The organism is Flavobacterium sp. MDT1-60, assembly GCF_014844035.1.
GTDB lineage: Bacteria > Bacteroidota > Bacteroidia > Flavobacteriales > Flavobacteriaceae > Flavobacterium.
The window spans coordinates 3,553,070-3,577,663 of sequence record NZ_CP062159.1 but is presented as its reverse complement, the minus strand read 5'-3'; the positions used below and the strand labels follow the sequence as shown (position 1 = coordinate 3,577,663).

The following is a 24,594-nucleotide window of genomic DNA, read 5'->3' as shown; positions in this document are numbered from 1 at the left end:
CTTGAAAAAGCATTCTATAAAGAAGTTTGATCTAATTATAACAATTGAATCTATTTCGCTAAATTTGTTTTGGTAACTAATGTAGTAATTAAGAATTTAAGTGTATCTGAAATGAAACCGGAGCTAACGTCCTTAAAAAAGTTTAGAGATATATTGGCGTTTATGAATTTACCTGTCTTTTCTTATATTGACAGCGACGATTTTGCCATAATAAAAATACATGATATGGGATTAAAAATGCCTTATCTTACCCCCATTTTCAGACCTGATTACTATACTTTAACTATAATACAAGGTGGCAAAGGCACTTTTGTTGTAGGTGATCATATTTATGAACTTGGTCCTTATCATGTATTTATGAAGCAGCCGGATATCTACTTTTCAAGTGGCTGGACAGAATCACCTGTTGGATATAGCATTTCATTTACCAGAGTTTTCTTTGAGAAATACTTTCGTAATGGTATTGATGATATTCCATTTAAAAACAATACAAATGCTCTTAATTATTGTTTAAATAAAAGTGATTTTAGTGAATTTGAAGAAATTTGCGCGGAAATTTATGAAGAAGCCATTGCTGTTTCAAATTGTAAATACGAGATAATTTCTAACCTTCTTATAAATATGTTATTGCTTATTCAACAACATCAGAGTAGATTAAAAGTAGAGATTCATGACGAAAAAAATGCTGCTATTGTGACAGCATTCCTCAAAAATATAGATCAGAATTTTAACAGTTTAATTTCTGGTGAAAGTATTACATTGCTTCGTACGAAAGAACATGCAAAACTTTTAAATCTGACAGAAACTTATTTTTCTAAAGTGATTAGTAAAACCTCAGGTAAAACAATTAACCAATGGATTGACGGAAGGCTAATTGATGAAATCAACTATCTGCTAAAAAATACCGATAAACCAATTCCTGAAATTGCAGAAATGTTTGCATTTAGTGACCTTAAATATTTCTATACATTTTTTAAAAAGAACACTAAAAATACGCCTAGTTCAGTACGAAAAGATTTTAATGCATCTGATTCTGATAGGGCTCATGTGTATCGTGGAGATGTTGTAAACATAAGAGCTACCTGGTAAATTTTTATAATCATACTTTAATCCATATATTTTTTACGGTAATTTCCTGGTGATTGACCAGTATGTTTCTTAAAGAAAATATTAAAATAAGTCAGATAGGAAAAACCTAAGATGTAAGCAATTTCTTTTATTGAAAGCCGGGAATCTTTCATTAGGCTTTTTGCAACACTTAATGTTTTTTCGATGATCATCTGGCTGCCTGTTTTTCCTGTTTTTTCCTTTAGGACACTTGAAAGATAATTTTTATGAAGCTGTTGCATTTCGGCATAATCTTTTATAGTCATAACGATGTTGATCTTGCCTTTGAGTAATTGATCATAATGATGTTCCAGATTTTGCATAAAATCCTGTATAATGTCCGGATTTCGATTTTGCGGCGTTTGAAGTTTGTATCCTTCCCAGTATTCTTTTTTAATTTTAAGTAGGAATCTGGCAAGTAGATTAGCACACATTTTCTTTTGCAAAGGGCAATCTTTTTGCAGCTCCTTCACAATCTGGAAAATTGTTTTTTTTAATTCCTCTTGAAATTCTTCTGAAATATTCAACGGAAGATGTCTTTCAAATAGTAAAAATGGAAAAGTTTCATAAATAGATATTCCTGCATATTTATTGATAAAACTCTCTGTAAACCATAAACCATAAGATTCAGTTACACTCTCCCAAGTCAATTGCTGAAGTTCATGCGGTTTATTTACAAACAACATTTTTGGTTTAATAATATGTGGATCTTTATCAACAATAATTGTTCCTTGCGCCTCCACGACAAATCCAATTGAAAAAAATTCAGTGTAAAAAAGTGGAGTAGACCATGGAAGTGTATGTTCGGGATGCAATATTTTTGAGTCGACAAAACAAAGCTCATCATCTCCAATTAGTCCATGCGAGAGATCACTGTCTATTAGATTTACGGATTCAAGAAAATCAGTGAATTGAATTCTTCGGCGCTCTTTCATTTTCAAATAATACTATAATTGAAGACTTTTTTTGCGATAATTAACTGGCGATAACCCTGTATGTTTTTTAAAGAAAATACTAAAGTAAGACAAATAAGTGAATCCCAGCATGTACGCAATCTCTTTTAATAATAATCTAGGATCTTCAATAAGTATTTTTGCTGCGCTGAGGGTTTTTTCCGCTATCAGTTGCCCGCCTGTTTTTCCGGTTTTAGCCTTTAAAATGCTGGAGAGATAATTTTCATGTAGTTGCTGCATTTCTGCATAATCTTTCATGTATAACGTTCTTTGTACTTTACCTTTTAGCAATTGGTCATAATGGAATTCAAGATTCTGGAAAAAATCATTCACGATATCATGATGTTTCGTTTCTGGATTATTAATCACATAACCTTCCCAATATTCCTGCTTTATTTTTAGCAAAAATCTTGTCAATAAATTAGCGCAGATTTGATTTTTCCAAGGCGAATCATTTAAGAGTTGATCAACAATTAGCAAAAGAATTTTTTTCAGTTCCTGTTGAAATACTTCGGAGGTTTTTAATGGAATTTGTCTTTCAAAAAGCAAAAATGGAAAGGTTTTATAAATGGATATTCCGGCATATTTGGAGATAAAATTCTCGGAAAAAATTATCCCGTAAGACTCATTCATAACTTCCCATGTTAACTGCTGAAGCTCTCCGGGTTTATTGACAAATAACATTCCAGGTTTGACATTGAATGGTAGCTTATCTACTATAATTTTTCCGTAAGCATCCAGAACAAAACCTACTGAGAAAAATGTGGTGAAAAAAGGAGGTGTTGAAAAAGGAAGCTGGTCATCGGGATGAAGTACTTTGGAGTTGACAAAAGAGAATTCAGCATCTCCTAAATGTCCATAAGACATATCGACATGATCTAGATCCACGGATGACAAATCCAATCCCATTATTTTGGCTGTGTCATAAAAATCTGTGAATTTAATTTTGTTACTGTTTTCCATTTTTCAAATATTTACAGGTACCATTCCTTCATTATTTACTCAATATTAGATGCTTTGTAAATTATGGATTACACATAATTCTGATTTTTTTTACCGTTGTTAAATTCTTTTCTCAAAGCATTAGGTGCATTTAAAGTTTGCGTTTTAAAATAGCTGCAAAAATAGTTTAGATCGTTAAAAGCAAATAATGCGGCGATCTCTTTCATTGATTTATCGGAATGCTTCAGCAGGTATTTAATTTCATCAATAAGTTTCTCATTAATCCATTCATTTATTGTTTTTCCTGTACAATTACTTATTACTTTCGAAAGATGATTTTCGTTAAAATTCAATAATCTGGAATGTTCTTTTGTTCTCATTATTGAAGTGTCCTCACCTCGAATAAGTCTACTAAAATTATTTTCCATATTTTGACGAAATGCGCTCACAATTGTGGTTTGTTTTTCACTTTCCAATTTCAAATTTGAGTCGCTATTCTGATGTAATTGCATTAAAAACAATAGATTTAGAATTAAGTTAGCAATAAGTTCATCTTTATAGGCCATTGTTGAGAGTGATAAATCATAAATCTCCTGGCAAGTCTGCTCAAAATATTTCATACTTTTTTCAGTAAGATCATAGGTATAACCATTTTCTCCACCTAACTCCAGAACAGTGTCAATACCCGCAGGAAAATATTGCAGGAGAAAAGATTTTCTAAAACTGATAGCATAAACTTTTTGAATTTTTGTCCAATAGCTGGATGAAAACGATTCAGGACGGGAAATTATGATTTTTTTAGAGCTAAGTTCAAATTCTTTATCCCCAATGTAATAAGAGCCACATGCATCTACTATTATGAATAAATTATAAAAGTCAGGCCGAAATGTTGGTGAGTGGAAAGGTAAATTTATACCAAGCTCATGAAGTTTTATAAAACTAAAATCTACACTATTGTAAGTGGAAATTGGTAGATTCATAAAAGCCAGACATTCAGTAATTTTACTTAAATTGGTTAGTACTGGTTTCATTTTAAGTTACTTATGTTTAGTAATGTAGCTTATGTATATATAGATTTGATTTTTCAAAATTGCATAAAAATGAGATGATACAAGTTTCAAATCCTGACTAAAAGTTATAATATTTAAAGATTTTAACTTTTTGGCCGATTTTTTTTACTAAATTATTTATTTTGTTACTACTTAATATATTTGTGCAATCCTTGTGTATTGTAATTTTTTGTTGAGTTTTTTAAAGTTTTATTTTTCAAAGTGTTAAACCACATCAGTTTTTATAAAAATTGATTTTCGATATTTTAGTTGAATATTTTTTGTCTTGTGTCCTTTCCCTGTTATGTCTTCCACCAATAGAATCGATCCGGTTTCAAAACTTCTTTTTTCTCCTAACGAAGTTTCGATTTCTACACCACCCTCGAGTAAAACAATATATTGGCGGTCTGGAGCATTATGAAAATCGTAATCGTAAGTAGGATTAACTTCTCTGAAAACAATTGATTTTACTGGTATGTCATCAGATAAAAATCCAATATCACCATTGTTTTTTAACGGAACTTCAAATTCTTCAAAATGACTGTCGCCATTTTTATCGCTGTAGATTCGGGTTATCTGTAACATATTTTTGTAAAAATAAGTTCATTAGCCAAATCTAACTCGTCCTGACTTATAGTATGTCCCATATTTTCGTAAATCTTTTTAGTTACTGACGCGCCCATTTTTTTAAGAAGTGCTTCTGTTTGATTTACTCTTTCAACAGGAACATGAAAATCAGGATCACTTGTACCGATGAAAACAGGTGTATTTTCGAAATTACCGCTATAATGATCTTGATAAACCTTATCACCAATAAGTCCGCCTGTAAAAGCTACAATACCGCCATATTTTGAAGCATTTCGTGCGGTAAATTCCAATGCAAGACAAGCTCCCTGTGAAAATCCAAGAAAATAGATATTTTCTTTTTTGATTCCGTTTTGCTGAATTGCCACAACAACATTTTGAATAGCATCTAATGCTTTTGAAAAGGAAGGTTCATTCTGTTCAATCGGTACTAAAAAAGAATGCGGATACCACGTTCTGTTTTCAGCCTGTGGAGCAACCAATGCAAAATCATCTACTTTAAGATGTTTTGCAATGGAAATGATATCGTGAGCATCCGCACCACGTCCATGAATCATAATCAACGCCTTTTTGGCATTATTTAATGACAAACCAGCTGTTATAATTTCTTTATTCATAAGTTTTATTTTTAAATAATGTTGTTGTGTAATGCAAATTTTTTATAGTTATATTTTTGATAATTTCCGGATTACAGAAAAAGAAGTAGTTTATTTTTTCCAGATTTCCAGATACTCATCGGTATGTTTTTTGAATTGTGCCTGTACTTAAGGGTAAAGAGATAAGACCATTAAATTATTAGTATGAACATAGGATGCTATTTCGTCCATCAATTTTTTAGCATAACCTTTTCCTTCTTCATCCGGATCAACTCCTGTATGGTAAACGATAAGTAAATCGTCTTTTATGCTTACCATCATTTCTCCTAGTTTTTTATCATCAATATATAGATTAAAAGCACCATGTTTTTTTTCATCTAATTCTAGTTTTATTATTTCCATATATTTTAAATTTCATCATTGTTTTTGCAGGTATAAGACATTTAATTTTCATCTCTTAAGATATTCTATGATAATAAATCTGCAGTTTTAATCTGTTGCGTCTGGCTTGCTCCGGTGGTAGAGATAACAAATTATCACTGATACTACTTAAAGAAATCAAAATCTATAATCTATAAAACTTCCTGCAGCGACGCAAAAAGCAAATTTTATAAGATTTACATTTGATTTAATAATTCATGATAAATTTCTTTTACAAAATTACGAAACCTTGGGAAGTCTTTCCATTAACCTAGATTAAGAAAAAAAGAATCTTGTTTTACTGCGATGGCGGTTATTATTGCAGGGCATAAAAAATTCTTTTTTACAAGCAGGCTGCTCTGACTGATTATTCCAGTGCCCTTAAATTAATCTGTATGCAATTGTCCGTTTCACAATGCGGCTATCCAAAGATTCCAAAGCAGGTCAATCCGTTTATTTTCAACACAGGACTATGTGAGGAAGATGCAGTCAAGAAGTTTTTATAATGTAAGAATTAATTCCTCAGAGTTTGACCGCGGATAGTAATGTTTTAATCGTTGTGTACACTGGCAGTCAAAACTTTAATACTTAAGTGATTATGTTTTATTCTGGCAGATCCTACTTCCTCAGGTCAGATAATACTTTAATAAATCTATAATAGTTCTTTAAATCTTTAATATTTATAATTTTTGAGAACTATTCCATAGAAACCGCCGCTGACTTTAGAATTAATTTTGCTTTAACGAAAACGAAATCTATTGATTATGTTTTTTATATCAATTTTTAAATATAAAATAATATAACAACAAGAAAATGTGAGGAGGTATAAAAACAGAAAATATAGTTCTCAAATCTGTAAATCCATTTACAAAATAATGTTTAATAATTAGGATCAATTAATAAATATAGAATTTAAAAAACTTAAGAATATGAAAAATTACGATACACTATCAGAGGCGATGAATGTAAAACAAGAGGAGGGATACACTTTTGATTTTAATCTTAGTAACTCAACACTAGACTGTAAAAAGTTAAATAGAACATTTGATTCTACTGAATTCAATGTTGATGCATTTTATCGATTTGAAGGAGATTCTAATCCGGATGATTCCGCAATACTTTACGCAATAAGCACTGAATATGGTATAAAAGGATTATTGGTAGATGCTTATGGAGCTTATAGTGATAATTTGAATGCAGCGATGATTCAGAAATTGAAGATGAGATAAATAATAAGGTACAATAAAAAATATAGTGAACTGGAAAAAAATAATTTATAAAATATGGATACAATTAAAAGATTGCACTCACAAAATAAAATCAAGAGATATTCTGGAAATGCCGCTTTAAGCGATAATACAGAAATGGGATTTTTATCGAATCCTATTGTAACGAGCAATGCTATTGTTAGAAAAGTTATTGAAAATTATGACTATAACTTACAGATCTCGGCAGAGGGACATTATATTATACTACTGGATCGCGAAATTGAGGCTTCAGCAGGAGTAGAAAATGACTTTTTTTCTGGTGGTACATTTTTAATTGGAGAAACAGTTAGAGAAGTGCAGAAAATTAAAAGCTTAAAACCTCAAGTCAGCCATTCGTTACTGATTTATAAAACTTTAAAAGCATACGCCATGCCATTTTTAAATTGGAAGCGTTTTATGGTTGACTCAAGATTATTAGATATATAACATTTTAAAATAACAAAATGAACGATTTAAATGCCATAGGATTAGATACTGTAAAAAGTAAAGAGTTAGCATATCAATTGAATGATCTACTTTCTAATTATTCAATATTTTATCAAAATGCGAGAGGATATCATTGGAATATTAAAGGTGATGATTTCTTTGTATTACATCAAAAATTTGAAGAGTTATACAATAATCTCTTTTTAAAAATTGATGAAGTTGCTGAAAGAATTCTAACACTCGGATTCAGACCAAATCACAATTTTACCGAATACTTTAAAACAGCTTCAATTTTAGAAACAAATGAGGTAATTAATGGACAGCATTCTGTGGGTAAAGTTGTAGAGTCACTGGGAATACTTTTGGCTAAACAAAGATTGATTCTTGATTTATCTGCGACAATAGATGATACAGGGACCAATAGTTTAATGAGTGATTACATTCGGGAACAGGAAAAAATGGTGTGGATGTATTCAGCATTCATAAAAGGTTAACCCTGTACTGTAAAGATAATTTCTCAAAGGTCAGGACACAGATTGAAACATCAGATTAAAAAAAAAGCACCTAATCCATAAATTAAAACATTATGAAAAATAAATTATTTGAAACAAGCGAATCATATGCACCTCTATTTTTAAGAGTTATACTGGGACTTGTTATATTGATGCACGGCATGCAAAAATTATTTGGCTGTTTTGGAGGCCTTGGTTTTTCCAAAACGATGTTATTTTTTTACTGAATCAGTGGGATTACCATGGATTATGGGTTTTTTAGTAATCATACTGGAAACTGTTGGGGCTATTGCACTTATTATCGGACTGGCAACAAGAGTTTTTGCATTTTTCTATATAATTCTTCCATTAGGGATGATATTTACTACACATCTTAAAAATGGTTTTTTTATGAATTGGTTCGGAACACTAAAGGGTGAAGGCTACGAATACTTTATTCTGTGGATAGGTATAGCTCTTGCCTTACTAATATTGGGTGGAGGCAAATACGCTATAGATAAAATGTTTATTGAAAAATATTAAATATGGAAAATATTGATAATAATAATAGAAGATCATTCTTGAAAAAATTAGGTATGGCTTCCGTTGGTTTTGCCGGATTACCATTGATATCTTCATCGTTAATAGGGTGTAAAGACGACAAAATAAAGTCTGAAAATGGTGGCTTTGAAAAGAACGCACATTCAAATATTGTGGTAAGAAAGAATATTGCTGATATAGCTGTTGATGATGCAGAAATAAAGCTGTTTAAAGATGCTGTAGGAATTTTAAAAAAACGTTCGCAAATATCACCGTTAGATCCAATGGGATGGCAGGCAAATGCATTGCTGCATACTACATTTTGTGCTACAAGTATGTATTCTAATCAGGTGCACTACAATTGGTATGTTTGGCCCTGGCATAGATTGTACTTATGGTCGCTAGAGCAAAAACTGCAAAAAGCAGTATCTGAACCCAAATTAGCGTTGCATTACTGGGATTGGACAAAAAGTAATTTTATACCAGAACATTACTGGGGAGATGAAAGTAATCCATTATTCAATGCTTCGAGGTTTGTTGGTCCGAATGACAAAATACCAAATGACTTCATCAATGTGGGTGCAGGCTTTAGAACAAAAGATTATAAAACATTTGGAGGGTATCCTGCTATAAAAAAATATGGTGATGCACAGCTGGATGGTATGGCGGAACAGTCTTTTCATAATAATATCCACAATTGGATTGGAGGTCAAATGGCAACTTTTGTAGAGTCTGGTTTTGAGCCAATTTTTTATGGTCATCATGGAAATTGTGACCGCATCTGGGATGCCTGGCTTGCTTACAGTACGGAAAATAAATTACCTGATAGTGAAGAGTGGTTAGAAAAAAAATTATATGCAACAGACGGCAATGGACGCCCGGTAGATTTTAAAATAAAGGAATTATTAAATACAGAAGATTTAGGTTATCGTTTTGCTGATTTAGATCTCAATCCTACTTTTTGTAATCCCTATAATGAAGAAGATAAACCAAAGAGAAATGAATCAAAAAAGGATTGCATTGCTTCCTTAAATCTAAAAACTTCAGATACAAATTCTATTATTAGGGATTTTGCGGACAAGGAAAGATCTCACGTTATACTGCACTTTGAAAGAGCCCAGCTTCCCTATCAGCCGTATTGCGCAAGGGTATTTTTTGAGTATATGATGGACGGCAGGAAACAAAGTAAATACGCTGGTACTTTTACTATTTTACCAATTTTAGATATAGATTCAGTTCTATTGCAAAACGGAGTGTTTCTTCAAATTGAAATTGAAAAGGAAATTGCTCAGGCCGTAGATCAGAAAATAAAAATTGATGTGATTTTTCAACCTGTGCCGTTACCTAATAGAAATATTCCCGATGAAATTTTAAAGTTAGAAAATATTTCAATTTATAAGGATTATGAAAATAGAAATAGTCATTAGAGTTTTACTCTTTACATTGATTTTTGCAGGATGTACAAAGACTGATAAACTTCCAATTTTGGGTGAAATATCAATTGACCCATCGACAGGAGAAAACAGATACTATCAGGCACCGGAATTTCGATTAAAAAATCAATTTAATCATGAGGTAACACACATCGACTTTGAAAACAAAATACAGGTTGTTGATTTCTTTTTTACCAGCTGCCCTACGATTTGTCCTAAAATGACAAAGCATCTGAAATTAATAGAGGAGGCCTTTGACAAAGTTGATGAAGTAGCTATTGTTTCATACAGTATCGATTACAAGAATGATAGTCCTGAGACGTTAAAACGGTATTCAGAAAATTATAAAATAAATAATAATAAATGGACATTCTTAACGGGTGATAGTGATGGAGTTTTTGAACTTGCTAAAGATTATAAAGTGTTAGCCTCTAATGACGGTAGTATTAATCAAAGGAACATAATTCATGATGGCACATTTGTATTAGTTGATGGGAAAAGGAGAATTAGAGGTTATTACAATGGTCTAAGTGTTAGAGATACAAAGAGGTTGATTCTGGATATTAATAAGCTTATAAAAGAGGTGGAATAAAGATAATTTTAAACAAATGAAAAAATATTTCCAAATTTTTATAGTTGTATTTAGTTCTGCTGTTTATTCACAACAAATAAATGAATTCAGATTTTTAAGGTATAATGACGTTATCTCAATTGATAGTACAAATCAAAATTTTTATTATAAAATCAAACAAATAGAGTTATCTGAAAAGGATAAAGCCTTTCTTTTTTTTGGAGGTGAAAACAGAACTCAATATCAATATTTTGAAAATGAAAATTGGGACGAAGCGAATAGGGATGATGATGGATTTGTACTTAACAGGGCGCTTTTTTACGGTGATTTAAAAGTAGGGACTTCATTTCGTTTATTTAGTCAATTACAAAGCAGTTGTTCCATCAGTCGATTAGATCCTAATCCACTAGAAGAAAACCCTTTAGATCTCCATCAATTATTTTTTGACGTAAGTGTAAAGAATTTAACCCTTAGATTGGGAAGACAAGAATTATACTATGGATCCCAAAGATTGATTTCAGTTCGGGAAGGTCCAAATAGCAGGCAGGCATTTGATGCTATTAAGATCATGTATCAAGGAAAGAATTTATCGGCCGATGCATTTTACAGTTATTATGTAAGAAATAGGTTTGGAAATTTCAATGATAAGTTTGATACAGATACAAAACTTCTGGGACTGTACACAAGCATAAAAGGAGTTAAATATTTAAAAAATATAGAAGCCTATTTTTTAAACGTCCAGAAATCAGAAAGCACGTACAATACTTTTTCAGGACAAGAAAACAGAAATACAGTGGGTTCAAGAATTTGGGGGACTTATTTTAATTGGAATTATGATATTGAAACTGCATATCAATTTGGGAAATTTGACAGGAAAAACATTCACGCCTGGACATTTTCAATTAATAATTCTTTTAATTATATGATAAATAAAAGAATTCAGAAAATAGGTTTTAAAACTGAATATATTTCAGGTGATAAAATTCAAAATGATGGTTCTATAGAAACATTTAATCCTCTTTTTCCACGAGGGGCATACTTTGGTTTAGCTGCTTTGATAGGACCTTCAAACCTGATTGATATACATCCTTTTCTGGAATGTCAGTTAACACAAAAAATAAATTTTTATGTCGATTACGATATGTTCTGGAGGGCTTCAGAGAACGATGCTATATATCAGCCAAATGGCGCAGTATTATTCGAAAGCTCAAATTCGACTTCAAAAAAAATAGGAAATCAATTAGGGGCTTCATTTGAATATACTTTTAATAAATACCTGAATTTCACTTTGGAAGGGACATGGTTTAACAGTGGAAATTTTATTCAGGATGTTAGTAATGGTAAAGACATTCTGTTTACAGCCAGTACTTTAACTCTAATCTTTTAAAAAGTATTTCATTACATTTTATTTCAAATCATAGATATATTGAAACGAAATGAATATTTAATTACGACCTGAAATCAGGTATACAATTAATAATTGTCAGGAGACAGGTTGAGAAGATTATAAAATGATATCATCCAATATAGAATTGAAACAAACGGAGTAACGCAATTAATATAACTATAAAATTTTTAAAAATGAGAAAATCAATTACAACAGCAGCGGTGATTTTAATGACCGCTTTCGGAGCACCAATTCAGGCTAGCACGGTTAGCCCAAACACAATTGTCATAGTGCATGGAGCATGGTCTTCAGCTGCGGATTTTAAGTATGTTGAAGCAGAACTTAAAAAAAGTGGCAATGAAGTGATAACGGTAAATTTGCCTGGCCATGGAGCCGATAATACTCCTGTTGGATCGTTAACAATGCAAGGCTATGTAGACGCTGTTAAAAAAGCTATTGGAACAAGAAAAAACATTATTCTTGTAGGGCACAGTTTTGGAGGGATGGTCATTAGCGAGACAGCTGAGCAAATTCCAGGTCAAATCAAAAAGCTAATTTACCTCTGCGCATATTTGCCAAATAACGGAGAAAGCCTTTTTTCCATTTCAGCGGCAGATAAAGAAACACATATCGGGCAATACATACAACCTGATGAAAAAGCAGGTGTGGTAGGAATTGCTAAAGAAGGTATTTTAGATTTTTTTGCTGCTGATGCACCTAAAAATATAGCCGATGTTCTGGTTGCTAATTTTAAGCCAGAGCCAATGGGTCCAATGGCAACTCCGGTTGCACTTACAGATGCGAATTTCGGTAAAATAAATAAAGTATATATTTTTACTGAAAATGATCATGCTATAGGGCTGACCTTACAGAAAAGTATGGCAAAAAAGGCTAATATAACAAAGACTTATTCTTTACCTACCAGTCATACGCCGTTTTTCTCGCAACCAGGCGATCTTGCATCCATCTTACGTAAGGAAGCAAAATAAAATTACAATAATTGGAGGAATGTTACAGTAAAATCAAAACGTACTTTGGAAATTTCTGTTAGTCATATTTAATATGATTAACAGATTTTTTTTGCACGGCACTTTTTAATTAGCTCTTTTTCGATGTTATTACTATAAGCAGTCTTTGATATGGGCACAAAATAGAGTAAGCAAGTGACAAAACTTTTTAAATCTTAGTTTATTATAATTTTTAGTGAATTATTCACAGAAAAGCGCGCTTTCATTAGATGTAATTTTGTTTCAACAAGTAAAGGAATTCATTTTTTATGATACACCAGATTCTACAATTAATAAGGTGTGATTATTAAGCTTAAAGATGACGAAATAAACAGTACTATTTCTGTCAATTAAAGGCACCGACAATAATGAAAATATAATCGCTAAAAAAATTAAAGCATGAAAACAATTAAAAATATAGTGCTTATGCATGGCGCATTTGCAGATGGCTCAGGATGGAGGGGTATATATGACATACTTAATGACAGGGGATATAATGTCACCGTGGTTCATAATCCTCTAACATCACTTGAAGACGGTGTTCAGGCTGTAAACATGGCCTTAGACAAACTCGATCAAGCCGCTGTTCTTGTAGGGCATTCCTATGGTGGAGCTATAATTACTGAGGCGGGTAACCACCCTAATGTAGCAGCATTAGTGTATGTAGCAGCATTTCAGCCAGGAGATGATGAAACAGCTTTACAGTGGATACAAACAGCCCCGCCGGCACCAGAGAGCGGAGTCCTGCCGCCGGATGAAAATGGTATTATTTATTATGACAAAGATAAATACCATATGGGAATGTGTGCTGATCTAAGTGTAGAAGATGCCAGTTTTATGTATGCATCGCAAGGTGCATTTTATGCTAAAGGATTTGTAACACCAATTAAAAATGCGGCCTGGAAATCAAAACCTGCATACGGCGTAATTGCAACAGAAGACAAGAGTATTCCGCCAGAAATCCAGGAAGCAATGTACAAACGTTCCAAAACAATTGCCACGTATGTAAAAGGAAGCCATGCGGTTTATATATCCCGGCCTGAATCGGTGGCAGATGTAATTATTTCAGCTTCAGGAATAGATTAATTTTGTAAAATAAGGTTTAAGTGGTGATTTTATCAGGGTAATTAATTTACTAACTAAAGCATACACGGTTAAGATGGGATTCACAAATAATAATAGATAAAAACATTCACAATGAAAAATTCAATATTCTTTGTATTACTAATAATAGTATTCAGTTCCTTTCAAAAAGACAAAAAGGAAATTGAAACTGCTACAGCAGATTTAATTGTTACAAATGGTAAAATAGCCATTATGAATAAAAACAATACAATTAGTGAAGCGATAGCAATAAAAAATGGGAAAGTTTTAGCGTTTGGAACTAATGCAGAAATTCTAAAGCTAAAAGGGAAGCAAACAAAAGTTATTGATGCTAATGGGCGTACAATTATTCCAGGATTGAACGATTCTCATTTACATCTAACCAGAGGAGGACGTTTTTATAACGCTGAATTAAGGTGGGATGGGGTAACCTCTTTGAAAACGGCATTAAAAATGTTAAAAGAACAGGCCGCCAGAACTCCAAAGGGGGAGTGGGTGAGGGTAGTAGGAGGCTGGAGTCCCTTTCAGTTTGAAGAAAAAAGATTTCCAACAACCCAAGAAATTAACGAAGCAACTGGAGAAGTTCCGGCATTTGTATTATTTCTGTACAGTCGGGGATGGATCAATAAAAGCGGTCTAAAAGCACTTAAAATTGATGAAAACACAAAACCGCCTGAAGGAAGTTCATATGAAAAAGGTGCGGATGGTAAATTGACCGGTGTACTATTGGCTGAACCAAATCCGACGATTCTATATGCTGCAATAGGAGCATTGCCTCCTATGACCGATCAGCAGATGTTGAATTCTACAAAACAATTTTACAGAGAACTGAACCGATATGGTATTACAAGCGGTATTGATGCCGGGGGTGGCGGGCATGCTTTTCCTAAAGACTATGGTGCAACAAAATTACTTGCTAATCAGGGAGAAATGCCCATACGATTGTCTTATTACTTATTTCCCCAGAATAAAGGAAAAGAGTTTGAAGAATTTCAAAACTGGATTGAAAACAATAAAGTAGGTAATAATGGAGAAATTCATTTGGATCATGGATATGAATTAGAAGGAGGAGGAGAATTTCTTACATGGAGTGCAGGTGATTTCGAAAATTTTCTGGCACCGCAGCCTATGTTAGAAGACAGACCGTCGTGGAGAAGTGATATCAAAAAAGTGATTCGTCTGCATGTTGATAGTGGTTGGCCGTTTAGAATTCATGCGACCTATGGAGAAACTATTGCTAATTTACTAGATGTTCTTGAGGAAGTCAATAAAGAAACTAATGGGAAGTTAGCAAAAGAAAGATGGTTGTTTGATCATGCAGAAACTATTACTGAACAGCAGCTCAAAAGGGTTAAAGATCTGAATGGAGGTATTGCGATTCAAGCCAGAATGGCGTATGCAGGTGAATATTTTGTTGAAAGATATGGAGCGGCTAAAGCAAAATATGCACCGCCTTTAAAATTAATGATCAAAATGGGAATTCCTGTAGGGGCAGGAACAGACGGGACAAGAGTTGCCAGTTATAATCCATGGCCTGCACTGTACTGGATGGTTTCTGGCAAGACAGTAGGGGGGCTACAGTTGAGTGCTCCTGACAACATGCTTACACGAGAAGAAGCACTTTTATTATATACAAAGGGTAGTGCTTGGGTTTCAAAAGAAGAAGCTGTAAAAGGTACTTTGGAAAAAGGAATGTTTGCCGATTTTATAGTATTATCAGATGATTATTTCAGCGTACCAGAAAGTAAAATCAAAGATTTATCGGCTGTTTTAACAGTAGTTGGTGGTAATGTTGTCTTCGGTGACAAAGAGTTTGGCAAACTAAGTCCTGAGATTGAAAAAGCAATTCCAGAGTGGTCACCGGTCAATTTTTATGGAGGATATCAAAAAAGATAATTCTGTTAAAACATTCAGTCAGACATAATTTCCTTCTGGGAAATATTCTGCAGACCATTTATTAAAAAACTAAAACAAATAAAATGAAGACAAAACTTATTATGTCCGTCTTAACGATTATGTTTTTAACATGCTTTAATTCGTACGCAAAACACTCTGTAAAGCAAGAGGTAGCTTCACAGGGTACTGTTTACAAAGCAGTCGAATACAAAACAATACTCGTTGATAGTTTAAAAATTTTTTACCGCGAAGCAGGGGAGACAACAAAACCTACCATTATTTTATTACATGGATTTCCGTCATCGTCGCACATGTACCGAAATCTGATTAATGAACTAGCTCGTAATTATCACGTACTTGCTCCTGATTATCCTGGTTTTGGACAAAGTAGTGCTCCAACTCCTCAACAGTATCAATACACCTTTGATAATTTATCCATTACAATGGAGCATTTTATTGATCAATTGAAAATTAAGAAAACGAGTCTTTACATTCAGGATTATGGAGGACCTGTTGGTATGCGAATAGCGACAAGAAGACCCGAACTAATTCAATCACTTATAATTCAAAATTCAAATGCTTATATTGAAGGATTAGGTGAAGTTCTAAAACCGTTAATAACATATGTTCAAAATCCAAATGCCGAAACTGAAAAGGCAGCACGTTTTTTTCTGACCATTGATGCTACAAAATGGCAATATATAACTGGTGCCGGAGCACCTGAGAAAATAGCACCGGATAGCTATAGTATTGATCAGTATTATTTAGATAGAAAAGGAAATGATGTTATACAGTTGGCGCTATTTCGTGATTATGGATCTAATATAGCACTGTATGAAAAATGGCATCAGTATTTTGCCAAATACAAGCCACCCATGCTAATTATTTGGGGTAAGAATGATCAGTTTTTTACAGCTGCGGGGGCAAATGCATATCTAAAAGACAACCCAAATGCTGAAATTCATTTATTAAACGGCGGTCATTTTGCCTTAGAAGAACACCACTTAGAAATTTCTAAACTGATTATAAACTTTTTGAGTAAAAAAGTTAAATAGAAGAAATTAGTAATAGATAATCAATTTAAAAATTGATCTAAAGTTTTAATTAAAAAGAAGTTATAAAAATCAAACAGTTAAAAAAATTAACCATTAAATCTGAATCATTATGAAAAATTTAATTTTAGCAGCAGCAGTTGCGTTGTCTTCACTAAATGCATTTGCACAAAAACCAAGTCCACAATTGTTAAACCCAAAAAATCATACTTTGATTTTGGTAGATCATGAAAGCCAGATGGCATTTGCAGTGGGTAATATGCCCGTGGATCAGCTTAGAACTAATACTGCCCTGGTTGCAGGCGCATCTAAGATTTTTAAAGTGCCTACAGTTATAACAACTGTAGCTGAAGAGTCTTTTAGCGGACCGGTTTTTCCCGAAGTTCTGGAGTTTTATCCTAAATCAAGCACTAAGTATTTTGACAGAACCACTATGAATTTCTGGGAAGATGCTAATGCTTACAAAGAAGTAGTAAGTAAAGGAAATAAAACAATAGTGATGGGCGGCTTATGGACCTCGGTTTGTATTGTAGGACCTGCATTATCAGCCATAAATGATGGATACACTGTTTACGTAATCACAGATGCAAGTGGAGATGTGACAGATGAAGCTCATAATCAGGCTGTAACCCGTATGGTTCAGGCCGGAGCAAGACCCATTACATCAATGCAATATTTATTAGAATTGCAACGTGACTGGTCGAGATCAGAAACTTATACAGCGGTGACAGATTTAGTTCAAAAATATGGAGGTTCATATGGGATAGGTGTTCAATATGGCAGAGCAATGCTTAAACACTAACAGAAAAAATAGAAATAATGATATATATACATTCTCTATTACGTTCAAATTTAGGAACCAAATTGAATAACATTGTTTTGCTTTTTTTTAGGATCGCCATTTCATGCGAACTGATTTATGCGCATGGGTTAAAAAAAATAGGGATTGGGACGGAGATTGCAGAGGTTGTTCCTAATCCTTTAGGTCTTCCTGAAGCGTTAAATCAAGCTTTTGCAACAACTGCAAATCTTATCATGCCTATTTTTATCATACTTGGTTTAATGACACGTATAGCAACTTTACCTATTTTAGCGGTTACTCTCACAGGTTATTTTGTATTACATTTTAATGATCCGGCTCTGGTAAGAGATGTTCCCTTAATTTATAGTCTTTGTTTTTTACTAATATGCTTTATTGGTGCAGGTAAATATTCAATGGATCACTATATCAGCAGGGAAAAGTAAATAAAGATTTAGAGTTTTTAGCATCACGACTCTAATCTTTTAAGACATGATTACATTATCTAATTAAAAATGAAAGGTTATAATTAGGCTGAAAAACCAGCGTTGTTAATAAATTAATTCGCTTTTTAAAATGGCAGCATTCAATTGGATGCTGCTTTTTATTTTAGGCTATGTCATACTGATTAAAATTCTAATAAAGCTCAGATCCTGATGATTTTTAGTAAGCAAAATATTTTTTTCAAAACCGGTTTTTCTATATGATTAGACAGCTTAGTTCTTTTTCATTTAATGAATAAAGAACTGGACACCAATATCTTTATTTATTATAATTTTTGGTAAGAATATAACAGAAATGCAATTAGATTCAATGCCTAAGTTTGTGGTATAGAAATACTTAAATATATAAATCATGGTAAAGAGATATCCACTTCCGCCCTTTACATTGGAGACGGCAATTGAGAAAATTCAATTGGCAGAAGATTCCTGGAACACTAGAGATCCCTACAGAGTTTCGCAGGCATATACAGCTGACAGTGAATGGAGAAACCGTCATCTATTTATTAATGGCACCGAAGAAATTGTAACATTCTTAACGGGCAAATGGTCAAGAGAACTTGACTATAGGCTTAAAAAAGAATATTGGGCACATACAGATAATCGAATAGCTGTTCGATTTGAATATGAATATCATAATGAAGAAGGGCAATGGTTCAGGGCGTATGGAAATGAAAATTGGGAATTTAATGAAGATGGCTTAATGCAGAGAAGGTTTGCTTGCATCAACGATTTGCCCATAAAAGAAAATGACAGAAAATTTATGTAATCAATTTAAAAATAGAGTTTAAAAAGTAAAAGTTTAATTTAAAAACCCAGTATTATGAAAACAAGTTACCATACAAGAAAAATTAATGGAGTAGAGATTTTTTACAGAGAAGCCGGTGATAAAAACAAGCCAACACTAGTGTTGCTTCACGGATATCCAACATCGTCACACATGTTTCGAAATTTAATAAATGATCTGTCAGATGATTTTCATTTAATAGCACCGGATTATCCAGGTTATGGCAGAAGTGAGCAACCACCATTGGCGGATTTTGCTTATACATTTGAAAATTTCAGCAATATTGTAAAAACATTATTGGATGAATTGGATATTAAAAAATTCAGTCTTTATTTAATGGATTATGGTGCACCAGTTGGTTTTAGAATTGCCAGCAGAAATCCTGACAGCATAGAGACGCTGATTGTACAAAATGGTTGTGCTTATGAAGAAGGTCTTGAGACTTTCTGGGATCCATTTAGAGCACTTTGGAAAGATAGAAATGACAAAGAAGCAGCAGCTACATTAAGTACTTTTCATGCTCCTGACGGACTGAAATGGCAATATACACACAATGTTCCAGATACTGCTGTAATTTCGCCGGACAACTGGGAAATTGATTTAAGACACTTAGAACGCCCAGAAAATGGTGATATTCAATTGGCACTTTTTTATGATTACAGAACCAATGTGCCATTGTATCCGGAATGGCAGGAATATTTCAGAAAATCCAACCCTGAAATGTTGATTGTATACGGAAAAGATGATTATATTTTTCCAGGCGTGGGAGCTGAAGCTTTCAAAAAAGACGTGAAAAATTTAGAGTTTCATTTGTTCAGCACAGGACACTTTGCACTTGAAAGTTTTGGTAGTGAAATGGGGGCACTTATTAAAGATTTTCTTTTGAGAAAAACAGGTAAATAAGTAAATAATTAGGAGAAAAAAAGATGGGGTTAGTTTTAACGATCCCATCTTTTTTATAATTTAAAGTATTGAAAAATGATTCACAGCAAGTCTAGTTTTTACATAGGATAGGCTTTCAGATTTTAAAAAAAAATCTTAGACTTTTTTGGTAGTAGCTGATAAAATTTTAATTATATCTGTTGTGGAAAGATTAATACCTATTATAATACCTTTTTCATCGATAAGGTAGTTGTAGGGGATGTTTTCTATTCCGATAAGGTTTTCGATTTTTTGATCCTCATCCAGTAAATTTATCCAGTCTAACTTATCTTTTTCTATAGCCGCACTCCATTGTTTTTTATTTTTATCTCTGGAAATACCAATTATTTCAAAATTAGCCGCCGCAAATTGCTGCTTTAAAGCAATAAGTTCAGGGCTTTTTTTTCTGCAGGGTCCACACCATGAAGCCCAAAAATCAATAAGTATGATTTTTCCACTGAATTTCTTTAAATGAATTAGAGCGCCTTTTTGGTCTAGTAATTCAAATTCTAAGAAAGGTTTTCCAACCGAATAAGTGCCCAACCTGTCAATTCCTTTTTTAAAGAATCGGAGGTCTTGATCAGTTTGTTTGGTAATATCTAAAATAGAATAAAGCGAATTTAATTCCTTTTTGCTAAGTATAGGATTAACCATTGCCAATTCAGCCAATATCGCCCCGCTAAAAGGATGAGTATGATGTTTTTTTAAAAAACCTGTCAAATTCGCATACAGCACTTTATTAAAATCTTTTTTCCCGGCATTCAATTGGTAAAATTTTAAATATTCTTCCTGTATCTGTAAAGAATGAGATCCTTTAATTTCGTCAATATGCATTGTTTCAATAGTTTTCCCATCCTTATCTGTCTTATTTGCACTGATCTCAATGGTAATGTTACTATTCTCTAAATAGAACTGAGGAGCATTCTCAGCAGATTTGATATAAATCTGGGCACTTACCGTATCATTAATTACGCCTGTAAATTCAAAATTATTATTGACAATTTTCACACTGTCCTCTACATTATTATAATATAAGTAAGCAAAATTATCAGTGATATCTCCTTTAATACTGCCATGAATTTTAAACTTGCTCACATCGTTTTTTAAGATAGTTTGGCTCTGTAGGCCTGCAATTGCTAAAATAAAAATGGATAATGCCCACTTTACTGGTTTTAGTTCGATTTTAATCATTTGGTTTTAAATTTTTATTAACTGGTGAAATAAGAATGATATTGATAGTATATATTTTAGGCACATTTTATCCATTTATTTTCTCTTTATGGTATTCAGTTAACCATTTTTCCATTTTATGTAATAACTTAATTTCTTCGGGATTACCTCCTGGGTCAGAAAGGCCAATAATTTTCAGGCTGTAAGTAAATTTTTTATCTTCAAAAGTGCAGGTAAATTTTGGGAATTCATGGTGTGATACGATCCATCTGCCATTATTTGTACTTTTTATTTCAAACTTCTTCATAGTAGGGCCATTTTGGAAAATGATCAATCGAATCCCGCTGCTTTTATTAAAACAGCTATTCGTTTTTCAGGTTTGGTTCCTTTGCATTCAATTTCTAAAGAATAACTTTAGGCAAAATGCATTATATCTTTACTGAAAACTAAATTATTGTTGTAAAACGTAATGAATGCAATTATATTACTATGTTGAATTGCCTGATGTTTACCTTATCTGGATTTCAAATAGGAGTATGTTGATCATAAAGTTCAATTTTTCTGCCGTCAGGATCAGCGATTATGGTCATAAATCCAAAATCGGTGATGGCAGGTTCGGATAAAAAGCGTACATTATTGTCCCTTAATTTCTGAATAGTTTCATTAAAGCTGACAATTTCAAAACCTAAACGTAAATTTACATCGGGTTCCGATTGTTCCTTTGCTAATGGATAAATCTCCAGAATTGTTTGTCCCATTGCAGCTGTATAATGGAAAGGAGAATTTCCATGTTTGTGATATTCAAATGTTAATCCAAATAAGCTATAAAAATCCGCCAGTCTTTCAGGATTCCCTGTTCGTACAACCAATAGTCGAATGTGCATGATAAAGATATTTTACATAGTCATTGGAACTTCCATCAGAAGCATTTCAGAAGCATCGGACTGAGAAATTACTTCAAGAGAAGCGAGATCCCAAATTCCCATTCCGTCCTTTTCGTTAAGAATCGTACCGTTTACCAGGAAGCTGCCTTTTATAATAAAAGCATAAACCCCATTACCTTTCTTTTTAATATGGTATATACTGGTAAATTTATTATCGAAAATTCCCAGATGAAACCAAGCGTCCTGATGGATCCATACACCCTGATCTTTAGCGTCCGGAGATAAAATTTGTTGGAATTTATTATGACGTTCTTTTGACTTGAGTGTGATCTGGTCGTATCTCGGTACTACACTTTTTCTGTTAGGGTAAAGCCATATCTGAAGAAATTTAACAGGTTTGTCTTTGTTATTGTTAAATTCACTATGGTAAATTCCGGTACCTGCGCTCATAACCTGAATGTCACCTTTTTTGATGATGGCTACATTGTTCATACTGTCTTTATGTTCCAGATCACCTTCCAGGGGAATTGATATGATTTCCATATTATCATGAGGATGAGTACCAAATCCTTTTGATGGGTCTACAACATCATCATTAAGCACTCTTAGGACACCAAAATGCATTCTGTCAGGATTGTAATAAGAGGCAAAACTAAAAGTCTGGTGTGTATCAAGCCATCCATGATTAGAATGGCCTCTTGATTCGGCCTTGTGTAAGACGCTATTTCCTGTTACCGGGGTATCAAGGGAGGGCAGATGATTAAAGCCTACCGGTTCAAGTGGTTTTATTTCGTCAATATCATTCTTCATGATATTGGCAACTGCGGCTGAGGCTACAAACATTCCTGTTCCTAAAAGTCCTTTTTTGATAAAATCTTTCCTGTCCATAGTTTTAAATGTTTTGGTTCGCAGCAAATTTCTACCATAAATAAAACCTGTGCATTGAACTGGGACAAGATTTACTAAAAAAATCAGGATTTAAGTTTTCTGGTTCGGATTTTTGATAAAAATTCTGGAGAGATACCCAGATAAGAAGCAATAAAATGTTGCGGTACACGTAATGGTATGGTGGGATACTTCTGCAGAAAGTCATCATATCTTTGCTCTGCGGTGCAAGTAATATTATGAAGAAGACGGTTTTGGGTAACGGCTAAATGGCGCTCCAATAAAATTCTAAAAGCTCTCTCAAATCGGGGTGCGCGTACCAAAAGTTGCTCTTTGGTTTCTGGACTAAAGATCAAAAGATCGGTATTTTCTATAGTTTCAATAAAAACATGGCTGCCAGTTGTTTCGTAATCGCTAAAGGAAATATCGCTAATCCATGAGTTTTCGACCGCAAATTGCAAGATTACTTCAAAACCATTTTCATCTATATAGTATTTCCGGATACATCCACGAACCACAAATGCATCAAAAGTACATTTTTCACCTTTTTGAAGCATAATGGTTTTTTTTTTGATTTGTTTGAAATACAATAAAGAATTAAATATATCGAGCTCCTCTCTCGTAAAGTTCACATATCTGGAAATAGCTGTATTAACTTGTGTGAACATTATCTCAATTGATTTATTTTTCATTAAAATTAACTAAAGTTTTACGATTTGCTATGATATAAATGCTAAGTTATCTATTGAGAATAAGGATCTATTCCTCTAAGCTTTTTTTACGGTAATCTAAGGGAGTAAGACCTGTATGTTTTTTGAAAAAAATACTAAAATAGGATGTATAGCTAAATCCTAACATATATGCAATCTCTTTCATAGTGTATTGAGAGTCCTTAATTAAAATCTTTGCAGTAGAAAGCGTTTTTTCGGCGATTAACTGGCCAGCTGTTTTTCCTGTCCTTTCTTTTAAGATGGTGGACAGATAGTTTTCATGAAGTTGCTGCATCTCGGCATAATCTTTTATATGCAGCACATGCTTAACTTTACCTTTTTGAAGCTGTTCATAGTGATACTCAAGATTTTGTATAAAATCGTTCAAAATATCTGGATTTCGGGATTGTACAGTATTTATACTATAACCTTCCCAGAATTCTTGTTTTATCTTAAGTAAAATTCTGGTGAGCAGATTTGCACATAATTTCTTTTTAAGTGGCGAATCTTTTTTTAGTTCCTGGTAAATTAGTAAAATAATTGTTTTTAGTTCTTGTTGAAATTCTGCAGAAGTATGTAATGGCAAATGTCTTTCAAATAACAGAAAAGGGAATGTTTTATAAATTGAAATTCCGGCATGTTTTATAATAAAATCTTCAGAAAACAATAAACCGTAGGTTTCCGTTATTTCTTCCCATCTTAATTCTTGGAGATCTCCAGGTTTACTCATAAAAAGCATATTGGGTGTGATGTCTACTGTAACATCTTCGTATCTCATGGAACCATATGAATCTATAACAATTCCAATTACAAAAAAAGTAGAACGGTGTAATGTAGAAGTCCATGGAAGTTTCTCTTTTGGGTGGACTATTTTTGAAATTATTAATGAAAAATCATCGTCACCCACGAGTCCATCAGAGAAATTACTGCCTAGGACTTTTACATTATCGTACAAATAGTGCGTTTCTTTTTTTTCTATTTTAGCCATTTTTAAGAGAAATATTTATACTCAATGTGAACTATTTTATAAAAATAGTACTCAGTTTTATAGTTTAAAGTTGACTTAATTTATTAACTTTTAAGATGATATTTAACCATCTTTAGTAGTATT

Annotated in this window: 29 protein-coding genes; 17 read left to right on the top strand and 12 right to left on the bottom strand. The window is 33.0% G+C overall.

The window, feature by feature from the left end; genetic code table 11:
• The first annotated feature begins 111 nt into the window (after positions 1 to 111).
• A complete protein-coding gene (locus IHE43_RS15000) occupies positions 112 to 1,089 on the top strand; it encodes an AraC family transcriptional regulator (protein ID WP_192184640.1) in 978 nt (325 codons plus the stop codon).
• 17 nt (positions 1,090 to 1,106) lie between these two features.
• Here IHE43_RS15000 and IHE43_RS14995 read toward each other — a convergent pair whose 3' ends face one another.
• The 6 genes from IHE43_RS14995 to IHE43_RS14970 all read right to left on the bottom strand — a co-directional run bounded on the left by IHE43_RS14995 (position 1,107) and on the right by IHE43_RS14970 (position 5,634).
• On the bottom strand, positions 1,107 to 2,042 hold the full coding sequence (locus IHE43_RS14995; RefSeq protein ID WP_192184639.1) for an AraC family transcriptional regulator: 936 nt from the start codon (positions 2,040 to 2,042) through the stop codon (positions 1,107 to 1,109).
• Positions 2,043 to 2,054: 12 nt separating this feature from the next.
• A complete protein-coding gene (locus IHE43_RS14990; protein WP_192184638.1) occupies positions 2,055 to 3,023 on the bottom strand; it encodes an AraC family transcriptional regulator in 969 nt (322 codons plus the stop codon).
• A 68-nt stretch (positions 3,024 to 3,091) separates the two neighbouring features.
• Positions 3,092 to 4,033, bottom strand: coding sequence for an AraC family transcriptional regulator (locus IHE43_RS14985; protein WP_192184637.1), 942 nt, complete (start codon positions 4,031 to 4,033; stop codon positions 3,092 to 3,094).
• Between the two features lie 243 nt (positions 4,034 to 4,276).
• Positions 4,277 to 4,636, bottom strand: coding sequence for a hypothetical protein (locus IHE43_RS14980; RefSeq protein WP_192184636.1), 360 nt, complete (start codon positions 4,634 to 4,636; stop codon positions 4,277 to 4,279).
• On the bottom strand, positions 4,624 to 5,253 hold the full coding sequence (locus tag IHE43_RS14975) for an alpha/beta hydrolase (protein ID WP_192184635.1): 630 nt from the start codon (positions 5,251 to 5,253) through the stop codon (positions 4,624 to 4,626). Before IHE43_RS14975 ends, IHE43_RS14980 begins: the two co-directional genes overlap by 13 nt.
• 147 nt (positions 5,254 to 5,400) lie before the next feature.
• Positions 5,401 to 5,634 (bottom strand): GNAT family N-acetyltransferase, encoded by a 234-nt coding sequence (locus IHE43_RS14970; protein ID WP_192184634.1) that lies wholly within the window; start codon positions 5,632 to 5,634, stop codon positions 5,401 to 5,403.
• Positions 5,635 to 6,581: 947 nt separating this feature from the next.
• On the opposite strand from IHE43_RS14970, the gene IHE43_RS14965 reads away from it, so the two are divergent.
• From IHE43_RS14965 to IHE43_RS14895, 16 genes are all read left to right on the top strand, one after another.
• The gene (locus tag IHE43_RS14965) at positions 6,582 to 6,881 is read left to right on the top strand and encodes a phosphoribosylpyrophosphate synthetase (RefSeq protein WP_192184633.1); all 300 of its coding nucleotides are present in this window, start codon (positions 6,582 to 6,584) and stop codon (positions 6,879 to 6,881) included.
• Between the two features lie 54 nt (positions 6,882 to 6,935).
• Positions 6,936 to 7,346: a hypothetical protein gene (locus tag IHE43_RS14960; protein ID WP_192184632.1), complete on the top strand. Its 411-nt coding sequence runs from the start codon at positions 6,936 to 6,938 to the stop codon at positions 7,344 to 7,346.
• A gap of 17 nt (positions 7,347 to 7,363) precedes the next feature.
• On the top strand, positions 7,364 to 7,840 hold the full coding sequence (locus IHE43_RS14955) for a Dps family protein (protein WP_192184631.1): 477 nt from the start codon (positions 7,364 to 7,366) through the stop codon (positions 7,838 to 7,840).
• A 92-nt stretch (positions 7,841 to 7,932) separates the two neighbouring features.
• Positions 7,933 to 8,085 carry a DoxX family membrane protein gene (locus IHE43_RS24070; protein WP_370526663.1) on the top strand — a complete coding sequence of 51 codons (153 nt, stop codon included), beginning with the start codon at positions 7,933 to 7,935 and terminating at the stop codon, positions 8,083 to 8,085.
• 4 nt (positions 8,086 to 8,089) lie between these two features.
• Entirely contained in the window at positions 8,090 to 8,380 is a 291-nt protein-coding gene (locus IHE43_RS23665) for a DoxX family protein (protein WP_225585129.1), read from the top strand.
• A gap of 2 nt (positions 8,381 to 8,382) precedes the next feature.
• Positions 8,383 to 9,804, top strand: coding sequence for a tyrosinase family protein (locus IHE43_RS14945; protein WP_192184630.1), 1,422 nt, complete (start codon positions 8,383 to 8,385; stop codon positions 9,802 to 9,804).
• The gene (locus IHE43_RS14940; RefSeq protein ID WP_192184629.1) at positions 9,782 to 10,402 is read left to right on the top strand and encodes an SCO family protein; all 621 of its coding nucleotides are present in this window, start codon (positions 9,782 to 9,784) and stop codon (positions 10,400 to 10,402) included. The genes IHE43_RS14945 and IHE43_RS14940 overlap by 23 nt, the downstream gene beginning before the upstream one ends.
• A 16-nt stretch (positions 10,403 to 10,418) precedes the next feature.
• On the top strand, positions 10,419 to 11,768 hold the full coding sequence (locus IHE43_RS14935; protein WP_192184628.1) for an alginate export family protein: 1,350 nt from the start codon (positions 10,419 to 10,421) through the stop codon (positions 11,766 to 11,768).
• Between the two features lie 194 nt (positions 11,769 to 11,962).
• Positions 11,963 to 12,757: an alpha/beta fold hydrolase gene (locus IHE43_RS14930; RefSeq protein ID WP_192184627.1), complete on the top strand. Its 795-nt coding sequence runs from the start codon at positions 11,963 to 11,965 to the stop codon at positions 12,755 to 12,757.
• Between the two features lie 444 nt (positions 12,758 to 13,201).
• Positions 13,202 to 13,861: an alpha/beta hydrolase gene (locus IHE43_RS14925; protein WP_255513797.1), complete on the top strand. Its 660-nt coding sequence runs from the start codon at positions 13,202 to 13,204 to the stop codon at positions 13,859 to 13,861.
• 111 nt (positions 13,862 to 13,972) lie between these two features.
• Positions 13,973 to 15,775 carry an amidohydrolase gene (locus IHE43_RS14920; RefSeq protein WP_192184625.1) on the top strand — a complete coding sequence of 601 codons (1,803 nt, stop codon included), beginning with the start codon at positions 13,973 to 13,975 and terminating at the stop codon, positions 15,773 to 15,775.
• An 83-nt stretch (positions 15,776 to 15,858) separates the two neighbouring features.
• A complete protein-coding gene (locus IHE43_RS14915) occupies positions 15,859 to 16,830 on the top strand; it encodes an alpha/beta fold hydrolase (RefSeq protein WP_225585127.1) in 972 nt (323 codons plus the stop codon).
• Positions 16,831 to 16,939: 109 nt separating this feature from the next.
• The gene (locus IHE43_RS14910; RefSeq protein WP_192184624.1) at positions 16,940 to 17,629 is read left to right on the top strand and encodes a hydrolase; all 690 of its coding nucleotides are present in this window, start codon (positions 16,940 to 16,942) and stop codon (positions 17,627 to 17,629) included.
• Between the two features lie 62 nt (positions 17,630 to 17,691).
• The gene (locus IHE43_RS14905) at positions 17,692 to 18,072 is read left to right on the top strand and encodes a DoxX family protein (RefSeq protein ID WP_192184623.1); all 381 of its coding nucleotides are present in this window, start codon (positions 17,692 to 17,694) and stop codon (positions 18,070 to 18,072) included.
• 409 nt (positions 18,073 to 18,481) lie between these two features.
• Positions 18,482 to 18,895: a nuclear transport factor 2 family protein gene (locus IHE43_RS14900; RefSeq protein WP_192184622.1), complete on the top strand. Its 414-nt coding sequence runs from the start codon at positions 18,482 to 18,484 to the stop codon at positions 18,893 to 18,895.
• A 54-nt stretch (positions 18,896 to 18,949) separates the two neighbouring features.
• Positions 18,950 to 19,816 (top strand): alpha/beta fold hydrolase, encoded by an 867-nt coding sequence (locus tag IHE43_RS14895; protein WP_192184621.1) that lies wholly within the window; start codon positions 18,950 to 18,952, stop codon positions 19,814 to 19,816.
• 135 nt (positions 19,817 to 19,951) lie between these two features.
• On the opposite strand, the gene IHE43_RS14890 is transcribed toward IHE43_RS14895, so the two are convergent.
• The 6 genes from IHE43_RS14890 to IHE43_RS14865 all read right to left on the bottom strand — a co-directional run bounded on the left by IHE43_RS14890 (position 19,952) and on the right by IHE43_RS14865 (position 24,471).
• The gene (locus IHE43_RS14890; RefSeq protein ID WP_192184620.1) at positions 19,952 to 21,025 is read right to left on the bottom strand and encodes a TlpA disulfide reductase family protein; all 1,074 of its coding nucleotides are present in this window, start codon (positions 21,023 to 21,025) and stop codon (positions 19,952 to 19,954) included.
• A gap of 67 nt (positions 21,026 to 21,092) precedes the next feature.
• Positions 21,093 to 21,311 carry a hypothetical protein gene (locus tag IHE43_RS14885; RefSeq protein WP_192184619.1) on the bottom strand — a complete coding sequence of 73 codons (219 nt, stop codon included), beginning with the start codon at positions 21,309 to 21,311 and terminating at the stop codon, positions 21,093 to 21,095.
• A 217-nt stretch (positions 21,312 to 21,528) separates the two neighbouring features.
• Positions 21,529 to 21,888: a VOC family protein gene (locus tag IHE43_RS14880; protein ID WP_192184618.1), complete on the bottom strand. Its 360-nt coding sequence runs from the start codon at positions 21,886 to 21,888 to the stop codon at positions 21,529 to 21,531.
• A 12-nt stretch (positions 21,889 to 21,900) separates the two neighbouring features.
• Positions 21,901 to 22,776, bottom strand: coding sequence for a pirin family protein (locus tag IHE43_RS14875; RefSeq protein ID WP_192184617.1), 876 nt, complete (start codon positions 22,774 to 22,776; stop codon positions 21,901 to 21,903).
• Between the two features lie 83 nt (positions 22,777 to 22,859).
• On the bottom strand, positions 22,860 to 23,465 hold the full coding sequence (locus tag IHE43_RS14870; RefSeq protein WP_225585125.1) for a Crp/Fnr family transcriptional regulator: 606 nt from the start codon (positions 23,463 to 23,465) through the stop codon (positions 22,860 to 22,862).
• 67 nt (positions 23,466 to 23,532) lie between these two features.
• Positions 23,533 to 24,471 (bottom strand): AraC family transcriptional regulator, encoded by a 939-nt coding sequence (locus tag IHE43_RS14865; RefSeq protein WP_192184616.1) that lies wholly within the window; start codon positions 24,469 to 24,471, stop codon positions 23,533 to 23,535.
• Positions 24,472 to 24,594: the final 123 nt, after the last annotated feature.